Raw genomic sequence first — 19,528 nt, 5'->3', positions numbered from 1 at the left:
ATGTCGCAACGCGCTCAGGAGTTGGGTATTAACATCGGCCACGGCACACCCGGTCCGCTGAACGCCATCACCGACGTGCCCGGCGTGCGCGTAGGCCACGCCGGCATCCACGCCGATCTGGCCGATGGCCGCAGCGTCCGTACCGGCGTCACGGTGATAGAACCCCGTCCCGGCCAGGCGCGGCAGTCGCCCTGCTTTGCCGGCGTTCACGTGCTTAACGGCAACGGCGACGCCACCGGCCTGGAGTGGATCCGCGAAGCCGGCCTGCTCACCAGCCCGATCGCCTTCACCAACACCCACAGCGTCGGCGTCGTGCGCGACAGCCTGATCGCGCTGGAGCGCGAAGCCTTGCCGCCGGACGACGACGCGGTGTACTGGAGCATGCCGGTGGTAATGGAAACCTTCGACGGCCTACTGAACGACATCAACGGTTTTCACGTCAAACCCGATCACGTTCGGCAGGCCTTGCAGGCAGCGCATGACGGGCTGCCGCAGGAAGGAGCGGTAGGTGGCGGCAGCGGCATGATCTGCCATGAGTTCAAAGGCGGCATCGGCACCGCTTCGCGCCGCCTGCCCGCCGAACGCGGCGGCTGGACGGTTGGCGCCATCGTGCAGGCCAACCACGGTAAACGCCAGTCGCTGCTGGTCGGCGGCTACCCGGTAGGCCGCCATCTGGGCCATATCTCCTCGCCGTTCACCCCGCAACTGCCGCATCCGGGCATGGGGTCAATTGTCGTCACGCTGGCTACCGACGCGCCGTTGTTACCGCATCAGTGTACCCGCCTGGCCCAACGCGCCAGTATCGGCATCGCCCGTACCGGCGGCGGCACCGAGGACTCGAGCGGCGATATCTTCCTCGCCTTCGCCACCGGCAACGACGGCCTGCCCCCCGCCGACTACGCCAACAAGGGCGCGTTCACTACCCCGCTGCGCATGGTGAATAACGATTACATTTCCGATCTGTTTGCGGCGGCGGCCGAAGCGGTGGAAGAGGCGATTATCAATGCCCTGCTGGCGGCGAATACCGTTTCCGGCAATGGCCATCGGGCGGAAGGGCTAAGCGCGGAGCAGTTGCTTATCGCCCTGGAGAAGGCCGGCTGGCGGCGGTGAAAGGGTATCCTGGGCGCGGGTTGCCCGCGCCCAGGATAAATCAGGATTCGCCGCCCGGTTTGGGTGCCGGATAGTCGTAATCCAGTTTCAGCGGTTCGGCGTAAACACTGTCCCACAGCTGGCTGTAGAGTGTGTCCAGCCGCTGGCTCATCGCCGGGCTGTGCAGCACCAGCTCCAGGTTGCGCGAATTGTCCAGATAGCCGCCGGTCCAGTTGCTGGTGCCCACCCAGGCGGTTTCGCCGTCGATAGTCATCAGCTTGCTGTGGATCACCCGCGCGAACGGGATAAACCCTTGGCTGGCCGGCGGAATGGTCACCACCTTTATCTGCACGTTCGGCACCAGCGCCAGGCTTTTCAGCCAGGCGATATCGGGCTTTTTGGTGTTCCAGTTGGCCACCATCAGCTCGATCTGCACGCCACGCGCGGCGGCGCTGCGCAGGGCATTGTCGATGACCGCGTAATAAGGCCGGCTGCGTTCGGGGCCGTAGGATAACGGCGCATAGTCCATCACCTGCACCCGCACCCGCTGTTTGGCGCTCGCCAGCAGACGCGGCAACTCAACCTGCGAGTCAATCACGCCGGCCGGGTTATAGGCGCGCGGGCTGGCGACCAGATAGTTGCCCTGCGGCGTTGCCGCCGTGGGCTGATACGCCAACTGCGGCACCGGTTTATCCGCCGTCAGCAACGCCTGCGCCCGCCAGTCCTGCTCGAAGATCGCCTGAATCTGCCCGACAACCCCGGCATCGCTGATGCGCAGCCCGGTTTCATGAATATGCTCCAGCGCCCGCCAGTCGAAGTTCTGGCTGCCGACAAACGCCTGCTCGCCGTCCACCAGCAGGTATTTGGCATGCAGAATGCCGCCGCTCAACCGCTGGTAAGGAATAATCCGCAGCTCCAGGTTGGGGATCGCCTTCAGCTGTTCCAGCGTCTCCGGGGTGGAGATACGAATCCCCTTCTCTTCCATCAGAAAACGGATTTTCACCCCGCGCTCGCCCGCCGCTTTCAGGTGTTGCAGCACGCCGTCCAGCAGCGAACCCTGTTGGTTCGCCACATAGAACTGACCCAGATCGATGCGGGTTTTCGCCGCATCGAACATCTGCTGCCACACTTCGGCGGTGTTGCGCAGGTCATCCGCCTGCAACGCGGTTTCCACCGGCGCGGTATACACCAGCTCGTAGCCGGGAATCGCAAAACGCGCCGCCGCACTTTGGCTCAACATCAACAGACAGCCACCCCATAACGCAGTGTAAAGGCGGCCTAATGGCCGCCGTGGTTGACGGCCATTAGGCATAGCGCGGTGCCTCACTGTCAACCCATTGCTCGCGGCTGCCGTTTTCCGGGCGGCTGGCCGGCGCACCGGCGCGGATCAACAGAACCTTCAGCAGTTCGTTGATGCGCTCCATGCGGCTTTGCAGGTAGTTGTTGCCCACCAGGCACAGCAGCGCAATGGCGATCCCCAGCCCGGTGGCGTACAGCGCGGTGCCCATGCCGGCGGACACCAGACTCGGCTCCGACACCCCGGAAGCGGCCAGCGCCTTAAAGGTTTCGATAATCCCCATTACCGTGCCCAGCAGCCCCAGCAGCGGGGCGGCGGTGACGATGGTTTCCAACAGCCACAGGCCACGCGCCATCAGCGGTTTGCTCAACAGGTACTGCGCGTCGACCAAATCGCCTATCGCTTCGCGGTCACCGGCGCGGTGCTTCTGCTCCAGTACCGGCGCGATCACCGCCAGCGGCAGGCTGTTGCGCTGGGTCAGTTCGTCCGGCAGATCGGCGGCGCGGTGCACGTCCGGCGTCAGCGCCTGCTCCAACCGACGGGCCTGGCGCTGGGTGTAGGCGAAATACAGCGCGCGTTCGATAATGATCACCAGCGCAATCGCCAGCGCGGCGTACATTACGTAGAAAATAATGTCGTGCAATAAATTGGCATTCATAACATACCCCTCAGATTAGTTAAAAGGTGGCTTCCAGCGACACGCTAAAGGTGCGCTCTTCCCCGACGTTGTAATACGGCGTGCTGGCTTTCACGCCGCCATAAGGCGCGGCGTTGAAGGTGGTGGTACGCACCGAGGTCAGGTATTCCTTGTCAAACAGGTTGCTGACGCCAAAGCGCAGCGCTGCGCTTTTGATGATTTTCTTGTCCACCGGCAAATGCACCCCCGCCGCCAGATCGAACACCGTGCGGCCGCCGATCTTCTCGTCGTTGGTCAGATCGCCGTAGAACGAACTGACGTATTTGCCGCTGACGCTGCCGTAATAGAGGCCGTCGTCGTAGCCCAGCGTCATGTTCAGCAGATTTTTCGGCACGTTCGGCACCTCTTTGCCGGACGTCGGCAGCGGCAGCCCGCCGTTGCTGACGATGTCGTTCTTCTGCTTCGACTGGGTATAGGTGTATGAGGTGTAGTAGTTAAAGTTGTGCGGCAGTTGGCCGCTCCACTCCAGCTCCAGCCCTTTGTTCTCCACGTTGCCGATGTTCATCATCTCGTAATCGCCGGACGAGTTGGTGGTGGAGACTTGACGATCGCTGTAGCGCATATAGAACAACGTGGCGCTCATCAGCATGTCTTCCTGCTGGAAACGCCAGCCCAGCTCGTGGTTCCAGCTCAGCTCCGGCTTGGTGCTGATCGAGTCGCCGACGTTGTACAGCACGTAGTTCGGTGGGGTGCGCATGTTGCGCGTCAGGTTATAGAACACCTGATTTTCCTGGTTCAGCTTGTAGCTGGCGCTGAAGTTAGGCAGGAATTCGTGGTAAGTGGCATCGCGCTTCTCCGGCACGTTGTACAGGCTGCCGCGGTTGTCCCCTTTACGTTCCACGTACTGATAGGCCAGCCCGCCGACGAAGGTCCAGTCCGGCGTGGCGTACCAGGTGTCCTGCAGCCACACTTTCTGCGCCGGGGTGATGGTGTATTGGTTACGCCCCTGCACGGTCTTGCCGTTGGCGTCCTGCACCTGATCGGAACCGCCCGGTTTGCCCGAAATCTGCGCCGGGTTGCCGTCGTCCTTGATGCCGATAAAGGGCTGGGTCTGTAGCTGACGCGCACGTTCATACCAGTAGCCGATATCCAGGCTGTGCTGATCGTTGATGTCCCACTTCAGCTTGGTGGTAATGCCGGGGCGCCAGGTCTGGGTCCAGGAAGGGCGGTAATAGGTGTTGGACTTCAGATTGCTCAGATCGTACTGCCCGGCCTTGTCCGACGTATTGGACAGCACCGACGCCGTCTGGCCGGTAAAGCTGCCGCCGTTGCCCCAGTAGTAATACGGCTGCAGGGTCAGCGACAGATTGTCGCGCAGTTGCAGCTTCTGGGTGAATGACAGCGTGAAGGTATCGAACGGGTTGCGGTTGAGTTTGTAGTACTTGTTCAACTGGCCCTTGCTGTTGTATTCCGGCGTGGTGGCGTAGTCGGTATCGCGCCCGTCGTTTTCGAACTGCGCCTTGCTCAGGGTGTTGTAGTTGACGTTCTGCTGGCGGTTGTACTTCATGATCAGGTTACTGCTGTTGCCGTTGCCGTCTTCGTACAGCGAGTTCATTTCGAACTTGTTGGAATATTCGCGCCCTTCCCCGCGCCACTTTTTCGCCTCGGTGTGCGAGTAGGAGAGCCAGTTGCTGAAACCGTTGTACTCGCCGGTTTCCAAACGGGCAAAGGTTTTGCTCAGGTTGTTGCTGCCCAGCGTCTGCTTGACGAAGCCGCCGAAATCTTTTGCCGGGCGGCGCGTCACCATGCCGATATTGCCGCCGCTGGAGCCGATGTGCGGGCCGTCCGCCTCGGATGATCCCTGGGTGACGAACACTTCCTCCAGGTTCTCCGAATCGCCCAGCAGGTTCGGATAGACGGCATAGTTGCCGGAGTCGTTGATCGGGATACCGTCCATCGACAGGCCGATCTGATCCGAGTTCATGCCGCGCATGGTGTAATCGACGCCGCTCAGGCCGCTGGCGTCGTTGCTGTTGACGTTCAGGCCTGGCGTGTATTTCAGCTTGTCGATGGCATTGGCCGCTGCGGGCATTTTGTCCATCGCCTCTTTAGTGACGGTGGAGCGCGCCTTGGCGCTGTCGTCCTGCACCATCATGCCGCCGCCCAGCGACTGCCCCTTCACGCTAATGGTACCGACGTCGGTGGTGTCCGCCGCCAGCGCCGCGCCCGGCAGCATCGCCGACATCACCGCCAGATAAATCCCAGATCGATTGAAAGACTTCATTGTTTCCATCCCCTAAAAAATCAAACTGTTATGCCAGGTCGCTACGGCGCCTGATAATTGAACGTGGCTGAAAATCGTTTGGTTGCTTGCCCGGCAAAAGCGTCGCTCGGGAACGCCTTCACCTGGCTGATGCTTTGTAAACTGCCCATCGCCGCGCGGTTCAGCAGCATGCTGGCAGCCTTGTTGGCGATGCCGGAAGAGAGCACGCGGCCGCTGCGATCGACCTCCAGCCAGACCTCGACGTTGCCCTGCGGCCGTTCGAGCGATGCCTGCCGTCCGCTCGGGTAGCGCTTGCGCTGTTCCAGTTCGCGGCGCAGTGCCTGCAAATAACCGTTTTCGATCGCCTGGGCGTTGACCTTCGGCGCGGCAGGTGCGGCCGGCGTAGGCGCAGGCTTGCTGACCAGCGCTTTCGGCGCAGGCTGTGCGGATACCGGTTTGGCCTTTTCTACCGGTTTGGCTTTCTCTTTCACCGGTTTGGGCTTGGGTTTGGGCTGCGGTTTGGGAACCGGCTTGGCCTCGATAATCGGCTCCGGGGCCGGCACCACGGGTTCAGGAACGGGTTGCGGCTCCGGTGGCGGGGGGTCGGGTTGCGGCGGGGTTTCCACCAGCGGTTCCGGCTGAGGCTGAGGTTCAGGCTCCGGCTCGACCAGCGCCAGTTCCATGGTAGTGTCGTCATAGCGTGGCTGGATTTTCAGCGCAGCCTGCTGGCTGGCGAACAGTAAACAGCCCGCCACGATCAGCGCCGGCAGCCAGCTGAAAAGGTGACGTGAACGATAGAGCAGATACATGTCACAGCTTCCGTGTAGCGATCGAGACGGAATAGAATCCGCCCTGGCGCAGGTTATCCATCACCGCCACCAGTCGCTCCACCGCAACGCCCTTGTCGCTGTTGACGATAATGGTGGTGGTCTGGTTTTCCTGCTGCTGCTGTTTGAGCGTGCTGACCAGCGCGTTAAGCGCCACCGGTTGGCCGTCCAGCTGCAATTGTTCTTCAGCCCCCAGCGTGATGATCGCTTTCTTCTGCGGCTTCAGTTGCTGAGCGCTGCCGGCAGACGGCAACTGGGTTTTCAGCCCCAGCGCCGGGATCACGTTCAGGCTAATCAGCACAAAAAACACCAGCAAAAACATCATCACGTCGATCATGGGGATCAACTCGATGTGCGCCTTGTTCTTTTTCGGTTCGTTCCAGTTACGCATGGCACTCCCTCCCAAAAGCAAAGCAGCCAATATAGGAGGCCTTTGTTTACCTTTCGTTACGCTTTTGTGATCTTATTATCACAGAGAGGGTATTTTGCGAGGATTGTTTCAGGCAGTAACTGGCCAGACGGGTTATATAACCAATTAATTAACTGATATTTTTTATTAATCGGTCGCAAATGTGCATGAGAGGCAGGAAAAATAACGGGGGATGAATGTAATTAACCTAACAGATTACAGCAAGATCTTCAGGCCGTATTTTTGCACGATGGAGAGCAGTTTAAGGGATGGGCCTCCCGGTAGTTTCGCACCGGACTCCCATTTTTGAATGGTTGAAAGACTGGTATTTAAATAGCGGGCAAAAACCGGTTGGCTCAGATGCAACTGTTCACGAAGCGCCTTGATCTCTTTCGGTTGCAACTCTTCCAGCGGGACCAGACAAGACTCATCGAAACTGCGCATGGTTTCCTGTGAAATAGCCCCAACCTGATGTAAACCTTCAGCGGCGCTATGGATAGCCTCAAAGGCAGTGCTGCGAAAATCAGATTTTTTTTTCATGGCAAATCTCCACCCATTCGTTTTGTTCTATCAGTGTGGCGATGGTTCCAACGCTCAGTTGGTCATATTGCGCCGCCAATTTTCGGAATGCCTGTAATTCCGCCGAACTGATACCAGCCCGATCCTGCTTGGCAAACAAAAAGGTATACACCCAGCTATCTCCGCTCTTTGCCAACACCAGCGCCCGATCGCGATTACAATTCAAGCGTTTCTTAAAAACGCCACCGCCTAAATCAATAGCTAAACCACGTTGTATATCCTGAACCGCCTCGCACAAGGCAATATCCGCTATGCCATGAGCAGAGGCTTTTTTAGCAAACCACTTGGTTTTAAACGTACGCATGACGATGAGGTCCTGTCCGTAAAAATATAGCACTTAGTGATAGACTTTCCAAGTGCAACCGGGTTTACCAACATCGTCGCAATACCGGATGGCGGCAACGAGTAAAATCTAGAATTGCCTGAGGTGTCGAGCGTTGAAATCCGTAGAAGTAACGAGAAGAAAATAGTTGCGGCGAGGTGCGCAAAATAGCGATTTTGAAGCAAAAAAAAGACGCCCGCAGGCGTCTTGTTCACAGCACTGAATCAATCAGTTCACTTTAACCGGCATACCGGAACGGGCTTTGATCGCCGCGTCCACTTCGCTCTGGTTAACGGCAGGATCCATCACCACTTTGCCCACTGGCGCAGAAATGGTTAACGGCACCGGATCTTTGGACTTCAGCTCTTCTTCGTTAGCGGAAAGTGGGTTATGCACTTCCACGTAACGGGAACCGTCCGGCTCGACGGTGGCTTTCACCGGCTCGTTGATAAACTGCACGCGGGTGCCGACCGGCACGTTGTCGAACAGGTATTTGATGTCGTCAGCACGCAGACGCACACAGCCGTGGCTCACGCGCAGGCCGATACCGAAGTTGGCGTTGGTGCCATGGATCGCATACAGGCGGCCAACGTACAGCGCATACAGGCCCATCGGGTTGTCCGGACCGGCCGGGAACACCGCAGGCAGGATCTCGCCGTCTGCCGCGTATTCTTCACGCATCTTGGCGGTTGGCGTCCAGGTTGGGCCGTCTTTTTTGCGCTGTACCGAGGTAATCCAGTTCAGCGGGGTGTCTTTACCCAACTGGCCGATACCGATTGGCAGCACGACCACGGTGTTACTGCCTTTCGGGTAGTAGTACAGACGCATCTCGGCGCTGTTGATGATGATGCCTTCACGCGGTGCGTCCGGCAGGATCAACTGCTGTGGGATGGTCAGGGTGCTGCCCGCTTTCGGCAGGAACGGATCCACGCCCGGGTTGGCTTCCAGCATATTGCTCAGGCCCATCTGGTATTGAGCGGCAAAGCTCTCCAGCGGCAGCTTGCTGTCTTCGGGTACGGTGATTTGGATGTTTTCACCGACCAGACGGCTGTCTTTGGCAGGCAAAGGGTATACGACGGCGAAGGCAGACTGGCTGAATGCAACCAGCGCCGTACACAGGGTTAATAACGCGCGAATGTTCATTTTCATCTTCGTGTTGGTCGTGGCCACTGGCAGATTATTGATATAGGTTATTTTCGGCCATAAATGACCGGATGCGCATTATATGTGCACATTGACCTAAGTGCGAAACATTCCCTGTGTCATGACGCACTTTTTTGTAACCTGCTGCGGTATGAAGATGACTTACTGTAAAAAATGCCGCTAAAGCGCGACGTCCGGCGGCGTCATTCGGCGTATGGGGATCAGGTATTCACAACGGATCGCCGTGCTTGCTCCGTTGCAAACGCCGCCCGCCGCCGGGTAAAAGCGCTCGATATCCTGCCCCGGCCGCCGCACTGCTTTCATCATCGGGATCGCGGTATCGTACAGGCGGGCGATAAAGTTTTGTAATTCCTCCACCCTGCCCTGATAAACAAAACTGGCGTAGTCGCCTTGCTCGATGAGCACCCTCTCGCCTTCCGCCTGTTCATCCGCCAGCGCCACGGTATAGACAATGCGCTTGCCGCCGCGTTGGCGGCTGTCCGCCTCCAGGCTGGTGAGGCCGTACACCACCGCCGGCGGCTCGGCTTGCGTGCGCACCATCTGGCGCCAGGCGTGTTGACGCAGCTCGTGTTTAGAATGCGGCAGTTGCCCCAGAGTGCAGTTGCCCCGCTGGGAGCGCCCCACCAGTTGCATGGCAGGCAGGGTAACGATGTCCGCCTGCGGCAACGGTCCTTCGCTCAAACGCAGCGGCGGCTGCATGCCGTGGCTGGCCCAATCCGGGCTGCGGCGATAACCGGCCGGCGGCAAACCGAACTGCTTCTTGAAGCAGCGGGTGAAGGTCTGCTGGGAATCAAACTGGTACTTATCGGCAATGCAGGCCACGCTGATGTGGGTTAGCCGCAACTCGCGCGCGGCGGCGCTCAGCCTTCTGCGCCGGGCGTAGGTCCCCAGAACGTGGCCGGTTAACTGCTTGAACAGCCGCTGCAAATGCCATTTGGAATAGCCGGATTTGGCGGCGATATCGTCCAGCGTCAGCGGCTGGTCAAGATTTTGCTCAATCCAGTCCAGCAGTTGCATGATTACCTGTTGCTGATACATTGCGCCCCCTCAAAGAGCCAAGACTGGCGCTTACTTTATCGACTAACGCGCTAGACCACATTGCACAATCAGGACATAATGTTTTTCAAACACGCCAAACTGAGAATAATTCTCATGCCAGTTATCACCGAACCGCGTTTCGATATCGATCAGGTACCGCGGGCGATTTTTGCCGTACAGGGCTCCACCATCAGCAGCGATTGGGAGATGGCCCCTCACCGGCACCGCAAGGCGCAGCTGATTTATACGGTGCGCGGCATGATCCGCTGCGAGGCGGAAAACGGCCTGTGGCTGGTGCCGCCGCAATGCGCGCTTTGGATGCCGGGCAACGTGCTGCATAACGCCCAGGGGGCCGGCGACACCGAATGCTATTGTCTGTTTGTCGATCAGGACGCTACCGCCGGCCTGCCCACCCATTGCTGCACGCTGGCGGTATCGCCGTTGCTGCGCGAACTGCTGTTGCAGGCCAGCAGGTTCGATCCGCTCTATGACGAGCAGGGCCCGGAAGGGCGGCTGACCGCCGTGCTGCTGGATCAGGTGGTTAATGCGCCGATCGAAAATCTGCATTTGCCGGTCTCTCAGGACGCGCGCATTCGGCAACTGACCGAGCGGCTGCTGGCCAATCCGGCGGACAAAGCCACCCTGAACCAATGGGCGCAGCGCATCGGCATGAGCGAACGCTCCCTCAACCGTACCCTGCAGCAGCAAATGGGCATGAGCTTCGGCCACTGGCGCCGCCAGTTGCACGTGATGCTGGCGCTGCAACGGCTGACCAAGGGCGACAGCGTGCAGAAGGTAGCGCTGGATCTGGGCTATGAGAGCGCCAGCGGCTTTGTCACCATGTTCCGCAAAGCGGTGGGCAAACCGCCGGCGCGTTTTCTGGCGGAAAGGAATGCCGCAGGCCAAATGGCGGGGAGCGGCATCGCCATGTAGCGGACGGCGGTGCGGATGGCGGTTAAGCACTAAATTCTAATTGCTGCGGTAAAAATAGCTTTATGTTCAGTAGTGAAGGTGACGATGTTTATATTCGCTCCGAACAATACCGCCGTATTTTTAGGAATAACCTCATTATTGATGATGAGAAATTGCATTCTGAAAATGCAATTTTTTATATTTACATGCACATCCTAATGATTCCAAAAGAGTTTACTACCGAGCCGCATTATTCCGCATTCAATTGATTAGCATGGTAAATGATTCCCCGACAAACCCAAAAATCAAAATAAAAGCCAAAAAACAGAATAAAAATCCAAAATAATTTAAAATTAAAGAACTTAAAGTCAAAATAAAAATAAAATTCAGTTTAATTGCAATGTTAACATTTTGTAATGTTTTTATCCCCCATCGATTTGATGTAAATTTTCTTTATGTCTATAGTCAATCCCTGACCTTTAATGACCGGTAAATCGCCCTGAGAAAATGATCTTTTATTGATGACTTCATCGGCATTAATTGCCCTGACGCTCTCTGACGATGCGTCTGAGTCAATGATTTATTACAGATCTGTTTTTCTGTGTGAATAGCCTAATGGAAAGAACGCCATATTTATTGGTGCGGGCGCCGCTACGCCATTTTATTACCTGCTGTGCGCCAGGCGTACTGAGCGAGTTTTAAATTATATTTCATTACTATTTATATCGGAGCAGATGCGTTTAATTCATATCGGGCTAAATCGGTAAGAATGTCATGGTCTGTATCCAAACCAACAACACAATTGGAATGACAATGTCATTAAATAAACTTACCCCAGCGCAACGCGCTATTTGGGCCGCCGCCCAAATGGAACCAGAGAATTTCCGCTTTAATGCCTGTTTCTTTCTGAAGCTCGGAAAAAATATCAATCAGGAAGCGTTGCACGACGCTTTGCTGCAACTCAACCAAGAAGCCGAGCTGCAAAGAATTTCCCTTGCGGCAACCGAGGAAGGCCCTGTTCAATTCCCGCATTTTCCTGCGGATGCTTTGATTTCCCGCCATTCATTCGCTGATCAACACCAGGCGCAATCCTGGATGGAACGGCAAAACCAACTCCCTTTCCCCCTGGACGGCTCCGTGCCCTTGCTGCAATGGCATCTCATCGCATTGCCCGCCGGAGACCTGCTGCTGTATGGGAAATATCATCATTTGGTGCTTGATGGCTTTGGCCAATCGATGCTGATCGAACGTCTGGCGCAAATTTACACGTCCGGCGTGCAACATGCGACATGCCCCGCCAGCGAGTGGGTCACGCGCGAAGCCTATTTCGAAAGCCTGGACAATTACACCGCCGGCACGCAGCACCAGCGCGACATGGCATTTTGGACAGCTAAACTGGACTCGACGGAAGGCGCCACCACGCTGGGCAAAAACCGGTCCAGCATGGCCCAAGGCCTGTTGCAAACTCGCTGTACTCTTGCGCAAGACCTTTATCGCCAAATCAACACCTTCGCCTCTGAGCACGGCCTTACGCTGCCGCAATTGCTATTGGCGCTGTTTTCCGCGTACAGCCACCGTTTAACCGGCCAGGATATCGTGCAATTGGGGCTGGCCGTGACTGGCCGCGCCACGCTTGTCGCGCTGAAAAAGCCCGCGATGCAGGCCAATGAAATTCCCCTGACGCTCCCCGTCGCGGGGATTTCAGACCTGTCTCAACTGTTGCGTCTGACCCGGCAGGAATTGGCGTTGGCGATCAAACATCAGCAATGCCGCAATGAGGATATTCATCGCGCCATCGGGCTGGGCGCCCCTGAAGACAAGCTGACCAAAACGCTGATAAATATCATTTCATTTGAACATGATGTTTATTTTGGCCATGAAAAAGCCCTCTGCCACCAATTCACGACCGGGCCGGTGGCCGATCTGACTCTGACGCTGTTTATTGGCGCCGATCGCATTGAGCTGCTGTGGGACGCCAACCCGGAAAACTATTCCGCCACCTTGCTCGATCATCATGCTCAGAGATTGATGCAGTTTATCGGCTGGTGTTTGACCCACCAGCGAATTGATTGCCCGGCGGAAACGCTGCTGCTGCCCGAAGATCGTCTGGCTATCCGGCAATTCAATGCCAACCCGCAAGATTACGATCTTCAGCAAACGCTGCCGGCGCGCATTGACCACCAGGCGCAATGCACCCCCGACGCCATTGCGCTGCAATTCGCCGAGGAGACGATCACCTATAGCGAACTGGTGCAGCGCAGCGAACGCTGGGCCTGCGGCCTGGTGGCGCAGGGTGTACGCCCCGGAGATGCGGTGGGCGTTTATGGCGAACGCTCTCTGGACATGACTCTCGCACTGCTCGCCATTCAAAAAGCCGGCGCGGCCTATGTGCCGCTGGATCCGGATTTGCCTATGGCTCGTTTGCAGTCTCAGATCGCCCAGGCCGGCATCCATACTCTGCTGTATTGGGATACGCCGCCCGATATCGGAACGGCGGTATTTGCATTGCAGACCAGAGAGTTAAACGATGCCGTGCCGTTCTCCTTGCCGTCGGTCTCGCCGGACGCCATCGCCTATATCATCTTTACCTCAGGTTCGACCGGGCAGCCTAAAGGGGTGGCCGTCAGCCATCGTGCCGTAACGAACCGCATTTTATGGATGCAGGCGGCCTACCCGCTCGACGCAGGGGATCGCGTCCTGCAGAAAACGCCGTTTACTTTTGACGTGTCGGTATGGGAATTTTTCTGGCCGCTGACGGTGAGCGCACGGTTGGTGATCGCGCTTCCGGGCAGCCATAAGGATCCCCGCCAACTGATCGACATCATTCGCACGACGCAGATTACGACGCTGCATTTTGTTCCTCCGATGCTGGATCTGTTTTTAGCCGAGCTGGACGGCCGGCCGTTACCGTCGCTGACGAGAATGTTTTGCAGCGGCGAGGCTTTGAAATTGGCCAGCGTGACGCGCGCCAATCAGTCGTTGCCCGACTGTCGTCTGCATAACCTGTACGGCCCTACCGAAGCGGCCATCGACGTCAGCTATTGGGATTGCCTCCCCGGCGTGGCCTATGCCGGCAGCGTGCCGATCGGCTATCCGGTGGCCAACACCCAGCTCTGGGTGCTCGATGCGCAATTGCGCCCCTTGCCTCCCGGCACCGTGGGAGAACTCTATATCGGTGGCGTGCAGGTTGCGCAGGGATACGTCAATCAGCCCGAACTGACTGCAGAACGCTTTATTCCGCAACCCGATGGGCTTATCCCGCTGGCCGCCGCCGGCGGCCGTCTGTACCGAACCGGCGATCTGGTGCGACTGACCGAGCACCACGGGCTGGAGTTTCTTGGCCGCCTCGATCATCAGGTAAAAATCCGCGGGCTGCGCATTGAACTGGGGGAAATTGAAGCCCAGTTGGTGGCGCTGCCGCAGGTGGAACAGGCGCTGGTGTCAACCCATCGCGATCCTCTCGGTCAGGATCGTCTGGTGGGTTATCTGGTCTTGGCCGAACGCGACGCGGCCGGCGACTCGCTCCCCGAGATCGAACGGCAGCTCAGGACGACACTGCCGGAATACATGCTCCCCGCGCAATGGGTGATCCTGTCGGCGCTGCCGTACCTCAGCAACGGCAAAGTGAATCGCAAAGCGTTGCCGAGCCCCAAAGCGGTGCCGGAAAACGGCGGCGGTGAGTTGAATGACCAGGAACGCCTGGTCGCCAGGGTGTGGCAAAGCGTACTGCAACGGCCGACGCTGTCGCCGGATACGCCCTTCTACAGCCTGGGCGGCGACTCCATGCTGGCCATTCGCGTGCGCAGCGCACTGGAAAAACGCGGCTACGCGCTCGATTTGGCGACGCTGTTTCGCAACCCGACGCTGCGCCAACTCGCAAAGCAGCTGACACCGGCGGCCACGGCAACGACGCCGCCCGCGTCTCCGGCGCCTTTCTCACTGCTCACGCCGCAGGATCGCCAGCGCCTGCCGCAGGGGTTGGAAGACGCTTATCCCCTGTCCGCCATGCAAAAATCCATGGCCTACCAGGCGGAAATTGAACACGAGTCCTCGGTATATCGCGTGGTCACCTCATTGACCGTCGAGCTGCCGTTGACGCTTGCGCTGTTGCAGCGCGCCATAGAGTACACATTGGCGCGCCATCCTTTGCTGCGCAGCAGCTTTGACCTTTCAAATTACAGTCAGCCGTTGCAGTTGGTTCATCAACGGGTAACAGCCCCGCTGACACAGGCGGAGGATCTCACCTCGCTGGCACCGGAACAGCAGCGGCAAGCCGTATCGCGCTGGGTGGATCAGGCTAAATATCACCGTTTCGCGTTGGCTGAAGCCCCGTGTCTGGCCTTTTTCAGCCACGCTCTGCATCCGCAGCGCTTCCAGCTTTCGGTCATCGAGCACCACGTGGTGCTCGATGGCTGGAGCGACTTATTAATGCTGGATGAGATTGTGGATAATTACCGGCAGTTGCTTGCCGGCCGCGAACCGCAGCGCACCGAACTTGCAAGCCACTATCGCGATTTTATCGTTGCCGAACAGCAGATTGCCGCGGACCGCCAGGCGGCGGCTTTCTGGCAATCGCAACTGAGCGAGCTGGATCCCGCGCCTTTGCCACGCCCGGAAAAAACCGGCCCCACGCGGCACAAATCCGTACGCGCCGAGCTGCCCGCCACGCTGGCCAACAAGCTCGGGCAATTAGTGCAAACTCACTCATTGCCGCTCAAAGCGTTACTGGTTGCGGCTCACCTGAAGGTGCAAGCCGTCTTGACCGGCCAGGATCGGGTCGCTACCGGGCTGGTTTTCAACGGCCGCCTCGGGGTGCAGGATGCAGATAAAACCATCGGCGTGTTCCTCAACACTCTGCCCCTGGCTCTGTCTATCGAACAGGCGTCATTTATTGAATTGGCGCAGAGGATCGCGCAGTTTGAAGCCGATGCCTATCCTTATGGCCGTTACCCCTTCACCGCCATGCAACGCGATTACGGTCAGGAAATCGTGTTGGACAGCTATATCAACTACATGGATTTCCACCGCGATTGGGGCGATGAGAACTCACCGATTTCGCATGCCTATGGCGTTGCAGACACCAATTTTGCGCTGGCGGTCAATTATCTGAAGGATCCGGTCAGCCAGTCGTTGTCTTTGTGGTTTGACTGCAACCTTGCGCAGCTTAGCGAGCCGCTGTGCGATCTGCTGCCGGAATATTACCTGCAGGCACTGAGTCAACTGGCGGACGCCCCGCAGCAGCCGGTATTCGCCGCTGCGCTGGAGGCCGGGCGCCAGCAGGCGCTGATTCGAGAATGGAACCGCACCGATGTGGCCTATGAGGCCGACGCCTGCGCCTATCGGCAGTTCGAGCGCCAGGCGGCGCTGAATCCGCAGCGTGAAGCCTTGTGCTGCCGCGACGACAGCCTCAGTTACGCCGAACTTAATCAGTTGGCCAATGCCATGGCGGCGCGCCTGCGCGAAGCCGGCGTCATGCCCGGCTCGCTGGTGGGCATTTGCTTGCGACGCAGCGTGACGCTGGTGGCCAGCCTGTTGGCGATCCATAAAGTCGGGGCGGCTTATGTTCCTCTCGATCCCGACTACCCGGCGGAGCGTCTGGACTATATCGTCAAAGATTCGCAGCTTTCCTGCCTGATCACGCAGGCCGACGTACCCGAACTGGCCGCAGCCACACGCATCGAATGGCCGGAATATCGGGAGTTGCTGCGTGAAACGCATCAAAACCCGCCGCAGGCGTCGTTCGGCAACGATGTCGCCTATGTCATTTACACCTCCGGCTCGACGGGCAAACCCAAGGGCACCCTGATCCTGCAAAAAAACCTGACGAACTTCCTGGTCGGCATGGATGAGGCAGTGGGGTGTCGTCAGGAAGACAGCCTGTTGGCGTTGACCAGCATCTCGTTTGACATCTCGATTCTGGAAATTTTCTGGCCGCTGAGCCGCGGCGCCAACGTGGTGCTGGCCCCGGAACACCAGATCAACAATCTGGCGTGGCACGGCGACACCGGCACCGTCCCTCTGGAGTTCAGCCTGTTCTTCTTTGGCGCCGCCGCCAACAACGAACGGCGTCACGAAGGTTATCAACTGGTGCTGGACGCCGCGCGTTATGCCGATAGCCACGGATTCAAAGCCGTCTGGACCCCGGAGCGGCACTTCCATGCCTTCGGCGGCCTGTATCCCAATCCTTCCGTCATGTCCGCCGCGCTGGCGACCGTCACGAAACGCGTCGAACTGCGCTGCGGCAGCGTGGTCGCACCGCTGCACGACAGCCTGCGCCTGGCGGAAGAGTGGTCCCTGGTGGACAACCTGTCGTCCGGCCGCGTCGGGCTGGCGTTCGCCTCTGGCTGGAACACCAATGACTTTGCTCTGGCGCCGGACAACTACCCGGCCAGAAAAGCCGTGATGCTGCAAAAACTGCAGGAACTGCGCACGCTTTGGCAGGGCGGATGCCTGCACCGCCTCAACGGTGACGGCAAAGAGGTCGGCCTGACGGTTTATCCTTCCCCGGTTCAGCCTCAGTTGCCGATTTGGTTCACGTCCTCCGGCGACGTCGCCACGTTCGAATTGGCGGGGACCTACGGCGTCAATCTGCTGACCCACCTGCTGGGCCAGGATCTCGAACAACTGCAGCAAAAAATCGCCGCCTATCGCCAGGCCTGGCAGGCTGCGGGCCATGCGGGGAACGGCCACGTCACCTTGATGATACATACCTTCCTGCTGCCGGACGAACAACGCGCCAAAGCGGTGGCTAAAGGCCCCTTCCGCGACTACCTGCGCACCTCCACCGGGCTGTTGCGCGAGCTGTCCGCCAGCATGGGGCTGGAATTCCAGCAGGATCTGCCGCAGGAAGATCTGGAGTCGCTGCTCGACAGCGCGGTGGAGCGTTACTTTGAACGTTCGGGCCTGTTCGGTTCGCCGGAAAGCGTGCTGCCGCTGTTGGCGCAGTTGCAGCAGGCGGGGGTCGATGAGCTCGCCGGGCTGATTGACTTCGGCATCGCCAACGAACAGGTGCTGGAAGGATTGCAGGCGCTGAAACAGCTGCAAAGCTTGCATCGGAACGAACTGCGCGATGCGCCCTACAGCTTTGCCGCGCTGCTGCAACGCCATCGCATCAGCATAGTGCAAAGTACGCCGTCCTTTATGGCTGCGGTAATGGCGGAGCCCGCGGCGGTAAGCGCGATGGAGCATCTGCGCGCCATTTTGATCGGCGGCGAGCCCTTCCCCGCCGGCCTGGCCCAGCAGTTGTCTCAGCGCCTGGACGCGGCGGTGTACAACATGTACGGCCCGACGGAAACCACCATCTGGTCAAGCGTCCATCGCTTGCCGGGCAAAGGATCGCAGGCCGCCAACCGTATCGCGATCGGCAAGCCTATCGCCAATACCCAGATGTTGATTCTCGGCCCGGCCGGGCACCCGAGCCCGATCGGCGTCGCGGGTGAATTGTGGATTGGCGGCGACGGCGTCTGCCAGGGATACCTGGGCCGACCGGAATTGACCGCCGAACGTTTCGCGCTGCAACCGGCTGTCGGCCAGGTTTTCTACCGCACCGGCGACCGCGCGTTATGGAATGCCTCCGGCGACATTGAATTTGTCGGCCGTATCGATCGGCAGGTCAAAGTGCTGGGTCATCGCATCGAGCTTGATGAAATCGAAAGCGTGATCTCACGGCATCCGCTGGTACAAAACGCCGCCGTCATCGCCGTTAAGCAGGAAAACGAACGTTACGAACTGGTGGCTTACGTTGAAATCAATGAAGCCCAGCAACAGGCCGGCGACTCGGCGAACACCCTGATCGCTCACTGGGGGCAGTTGTGGAACAACGCCTACGAAGAACGCGCCAGTTATGAAGTGCATCATGAGCAGGATCGTCAATTCGCCGGCTGGTTAAGCAGCTATACCGGTGCGCCCATTCCGCCGAACGAGATGCGCGAATGGCTGAACCATACGCTGATCAAACTGCGCGCCTGCGATCGCAGCCATCTGATCGATGTGGGCGTCGGCATGGGGCAAATCATGCGTCACCTGGCGGCGGACAGCCATTCTTATCATGGGCTGGATCTGTCTCAGGAGGCGCTGAACGTCGCTCGCCAGTCACTGCCGCCGGCGCTGCATTCCGCCGCACACATCACCCTGACGCAAGGCGACGCGAAGCGGCTCGAAAACCTGGCCGCGCGGCCAGACACGCTGGTGATCCTGAACTCGGTGATTCAATACTTCCCGGACCTCGGCTATCTGAAAAGCGTGCTGGACGAAGCGCTGCGCCTCACCCAGGACGATGGCGTTATCTATCTCGGCGATGTCCGCAGCCTCGACGATCTGACCGCATTCCATACCGGCGTTCAATTTTATAAGGCAGCGCCTCTGGCCCGCGTGGCGGAAATCCGCCAACAGATCAAAAGAGACAGGGAGGCGGAGAAAGAGCTGTGCCTGTCCCCGCGTTATTTCCAAACGTTCAACGAGCGCCACGGAACCTCGCGCAAGCTGCAACTGGAGCTCAAGCGCGGGCAAGCCGCCAACGAACTGAATGATTTCCGTTATGACGTGATTGTCAGTGGCCGCAAACCGGCCGCCGCACCGCGCTATCTGGACTGGCAAGGGCAACCCCTCGATTCGCACGGGTTGACGGCGTTGACCGCGCAGCTTAGTGACGAAAACCGCGAAAAACATCACATCGTCATTCGCAATCTGCCGAATTGTCGACTGCAACGCGACGGCGATCTGATGACGCTCTTGGCCGAAGCCGATGACGACCAGACCAAATGGGATATCGAGAAACGGTTGTGGGAAATCACCGACCCTAACCCACTGCACCCGGAAGATATCGCCAGTCACTTTGAAGCTCAGGGTTACCGGGTTCGATTGACGCTAACCCCGGAAGAGGGGCTGCGGCTGTTCAATCTCGAACTGACGCTGCACGAAGCTCCGCTTACCGAACGCCGCCAGACCGGCGTTATCGCAGACTCGAAGTGAGTGGCCAAAAAATGGAAAAAA

General features: G+C 58.5%; 12 protein-coding genes. 3 read left to right on the top strand and 9 right to left on the bottom strand.

The annotated features are described in order from the left end of the window. Entirely contained in the window at positions 1 to 1,110 is a 1,110-nt protein-coding gene (locus tag ACUTQW_RS13500; protein WP_006323440.1) for a DmpA family aminopeptidase, read from the top strand. A 40-nt stretch (positions 1,111 to 1,150) separates the two neighbouring features. Here the strand turns inward: ACUTQW_RS13500 and ACUTQW_RS13495 are convergent, their stop codons facing one another. The 9 genes from ACUTQW_RS13495 to ACUTQW_RS13455 all read right to left on the bottom strand — a co-directional run bounded on the left by ACUTQW_RS13495 (position 1,151) and on the right by ACUTQW_RS13455 (position 9,625). After that, positions 1,151 to 2,401, bottom strand: coding sequence for a phospholipase D-like domain-containing protein (locus ACUTQW_RS13495; RefSeq protein WP_020438398.1), 1,251 nt, complete (start codon positions 2,399 to 2,401; stop codon positions 1,151 to 1,153). Then, the gene (locus tag ACUTQW_RS13490; protein WP_004949824.1) at positions 2,394 to 3,044 is read right to left on the bottom strand and encodes a MotA/TolQ/ExbB proton channel family protein; all 651 of its coding nucleotides are present in this window, start codon (positions 3,042 to 3,044) and stop codon (positions 2,394 to 2,396) included. Before ACUTQW_RS13490 ends, ACUTQW_RS13495 begins: the two co-directional genes overlap by 8 nt. 19 nt (positions 3,045 to 3,063) lie before the next feature. Next, positions 3,064 to 5,307 (bottom strand): TonB-dependent receptor family protein, encoded by a 2,244-nt coding sequence (locus ACUTQW_RS13485; protein WP_006323436.1) that lies wholly within the window; start codon positions 5,305 to 5,307, stop codon positions 3,064 to 3,066. Positions 5,308 to 5,348: 41 nt separating this feature from the next. After that, the gene (locus ACUTQW_RS13480) at positions 5,349 to 6,095 is read right to left on the bottom strand and encodes a biopolymer transporter TonB (protein WP_020438397.1); all 747 of its coding nucleotides are present in this window, start codon (positions 6,093 to 6,095) and stop codon (positions 5,349 to 5,351) included. Between the two features lies 1 nt (position 6,096). Beyond that, on the bottom strand, positions 6,097 to 6,504 hold the full coding sequence (locus ACUTQW_RS13475; protein WP_004949818.1) for an ExbD/TolR family protein: 408 nt from the start codon (positions 6,502 to 6,504) through the stop codon (positions 6,097 to 6,099). 234 nt (positions 6,505 to 6,738) lie between these two features. Next, a complete protein-coding gene (locus ACUTQW_RS13470; RefSeq protein ID WP_006323433.1) occupies positions 6,739 to 7,062 on the bottom strand; it encodes a helix-turn-helix domain-containing protein in 324 nt (107 codons plus the stop codon). Further along, a complete protein-coding gene (locus tag ACUTQW_RS13465) occupies positions 7,046 to 7,405 on the bottom strand; it encodes a type II toxin-antitoxin system RelE/ParE family toxin (RefSeq protein WP_006323431.1) in 360 nt (119 codons plus the stop codon). Before ACUTQW_RS13465 ends, ACUTQW_RS13470 begins: the two co-directional genes overlap by 17 nt. Before the next feature lie 246 nt (positions 7,406 to 7,651). Next, positions 7,652 to 8,572, bottom strand: a complete 921-nt coding sequence (locus ACUTQW_RS13460; protein ID WP_006323429.1) for a L,D-transpeptidase family protein — start codon at positions 8,570 to 8,572, stop codon at positions 7,652 to 7,654. Between the two features lie 174 nt (positions 8,573 to 8,746). Further along, positions 8,747 to 9,625, bottom strand: coding sequence for a helix-turn-helix domain-containing protein (locus ACUTQW_RS13455; protein WP_006323427.1), 879 nt, complete (start codon positions 9,623 to 9,625; stop codon positions 8,747 to 8,749). Between the two features lie 114 nt (positions 9,626 to 9,739). Between ACUTQW_RS13455 and ACUTQW_RS13450 the strand changes: the two genes are divergently transcribed. Beyond that, positions 9,740 to 10,558 carry an AraC family transcriptional regulator gene (locus ACUTQW_RS13450; protein WP_193378396.1) on the top strand — a complete coding sequence of 273 codons (819 nt, stop codon included), beginning with the start codon at positions 9,740 to 9,742 and terminating at the stop codon, positions 10,556 to 10,558. 753 nt (positions 10,559 to 11,311) lie between these two features. Continuing rightward, on the top strand, positions 11,312 to 19,507 hold the full coding sequence (locus tag ACUTQW_RS13445; RefSeq protein WP_445654876.1) for an amino acid adenylation domain-containing protein: 8,196 nt from the start codon (positions 11,312 to 11,314) through the stop codon (positions 19,505 to 19,507). Positions 19,508 to 19,528 lie beyond the last annotated feature (21 nt).

Source organism: Serratia sp. TSA_7 (assembly GCF_052692135.1).
Note: the sequence above shows the minus strand (reverse complement) of the source record. Positions and strands in the feature narration are given on the sequence as shown.

Coding starts and splice junctions, on each gene's coding strand:
- ACUTQW_RS13500 (WP_006323440.1), top strand. CDS start 1: ATGTCGCAACGCGCTCAGGAGTTGGGTATTAACATCGGCCACGGCACA.
- ACUTQW_RS13495 (WP_020438398.1), bottom strand. CDS start 2,401: ATGCCTAATGGCCGTCAACCACGGCGGCCATTAGGCCGCCTTTACACT.
- ACUTQW_RS13490 (WP_004949824.1), bottom strand. CDS start 3,044: ATGAATGCCAATTTATTGCACGACATTATTTTCTACGTAATGTACGCC.
- ACUTQW_RS13485 (WP_006323436.1), bottom strand. CDS start 5,307: ATGAAGTCTTTCAATCGATCTGGGATTTATCTGGCGGTGATGTCGGCG.
- ACUTQW_RS13480 (WP_020438397.1), bottom strand. CDS start 6,095: ATGTATCTGCTCTATCGTTCACGTCACCTTTTCAGCTGGCTGCCGGCG.
- ACUTQW_RS13475 (WP_004949818.1), bottom strand. CDS start 6,504: ATGCGTAACTGGAACGAACCGAAAAAGAACAAGGCGCACATCGAGTTG.
- ACUTQW_RS13470 (WP_006323433.1), bottom strand. CDS start 7,062: ATGAAAAAAAAATCTGATTTTCGCAGCACTGCCTTTGAGGCTATCCAT.
- ACUTQW_RS13465 (WP_006323431.1), bottom strand. CDS start 7,405: ATGCGTACGTTTAAAACCAAGTGGTTTGCTAAAAAAGCCTCTGCTCAT.
- ACUTQW_RS13460 (WP_006323429.1), bottom strand. CDS start 8,572: ATGAAAATGAACATTCGCGCGTTATTAACCCTGTGTACGGCGCTGGTT.
- ACUTQW_RS13455 (WP_006323427.1), bottom strand. CDS start 9,625: ATGTATCAGCAACAGGTAATCATGCAACTGCTGGACTGGATTGAGCAA.
- ACUTQW_RS13450 (WP_193378396.1), top strand. CDS start 9,740: ATGCCAGTTATCACCGAACCGCGTTTCGATATCGATCAGGTACCGCGG.
- ACUTQW_RS13445 (WP_445654876.1), top strand. CDS start 11,312: ATGGTCTGTATCCAAACCAACAACACAATTGGAATGACAATGTCATTA.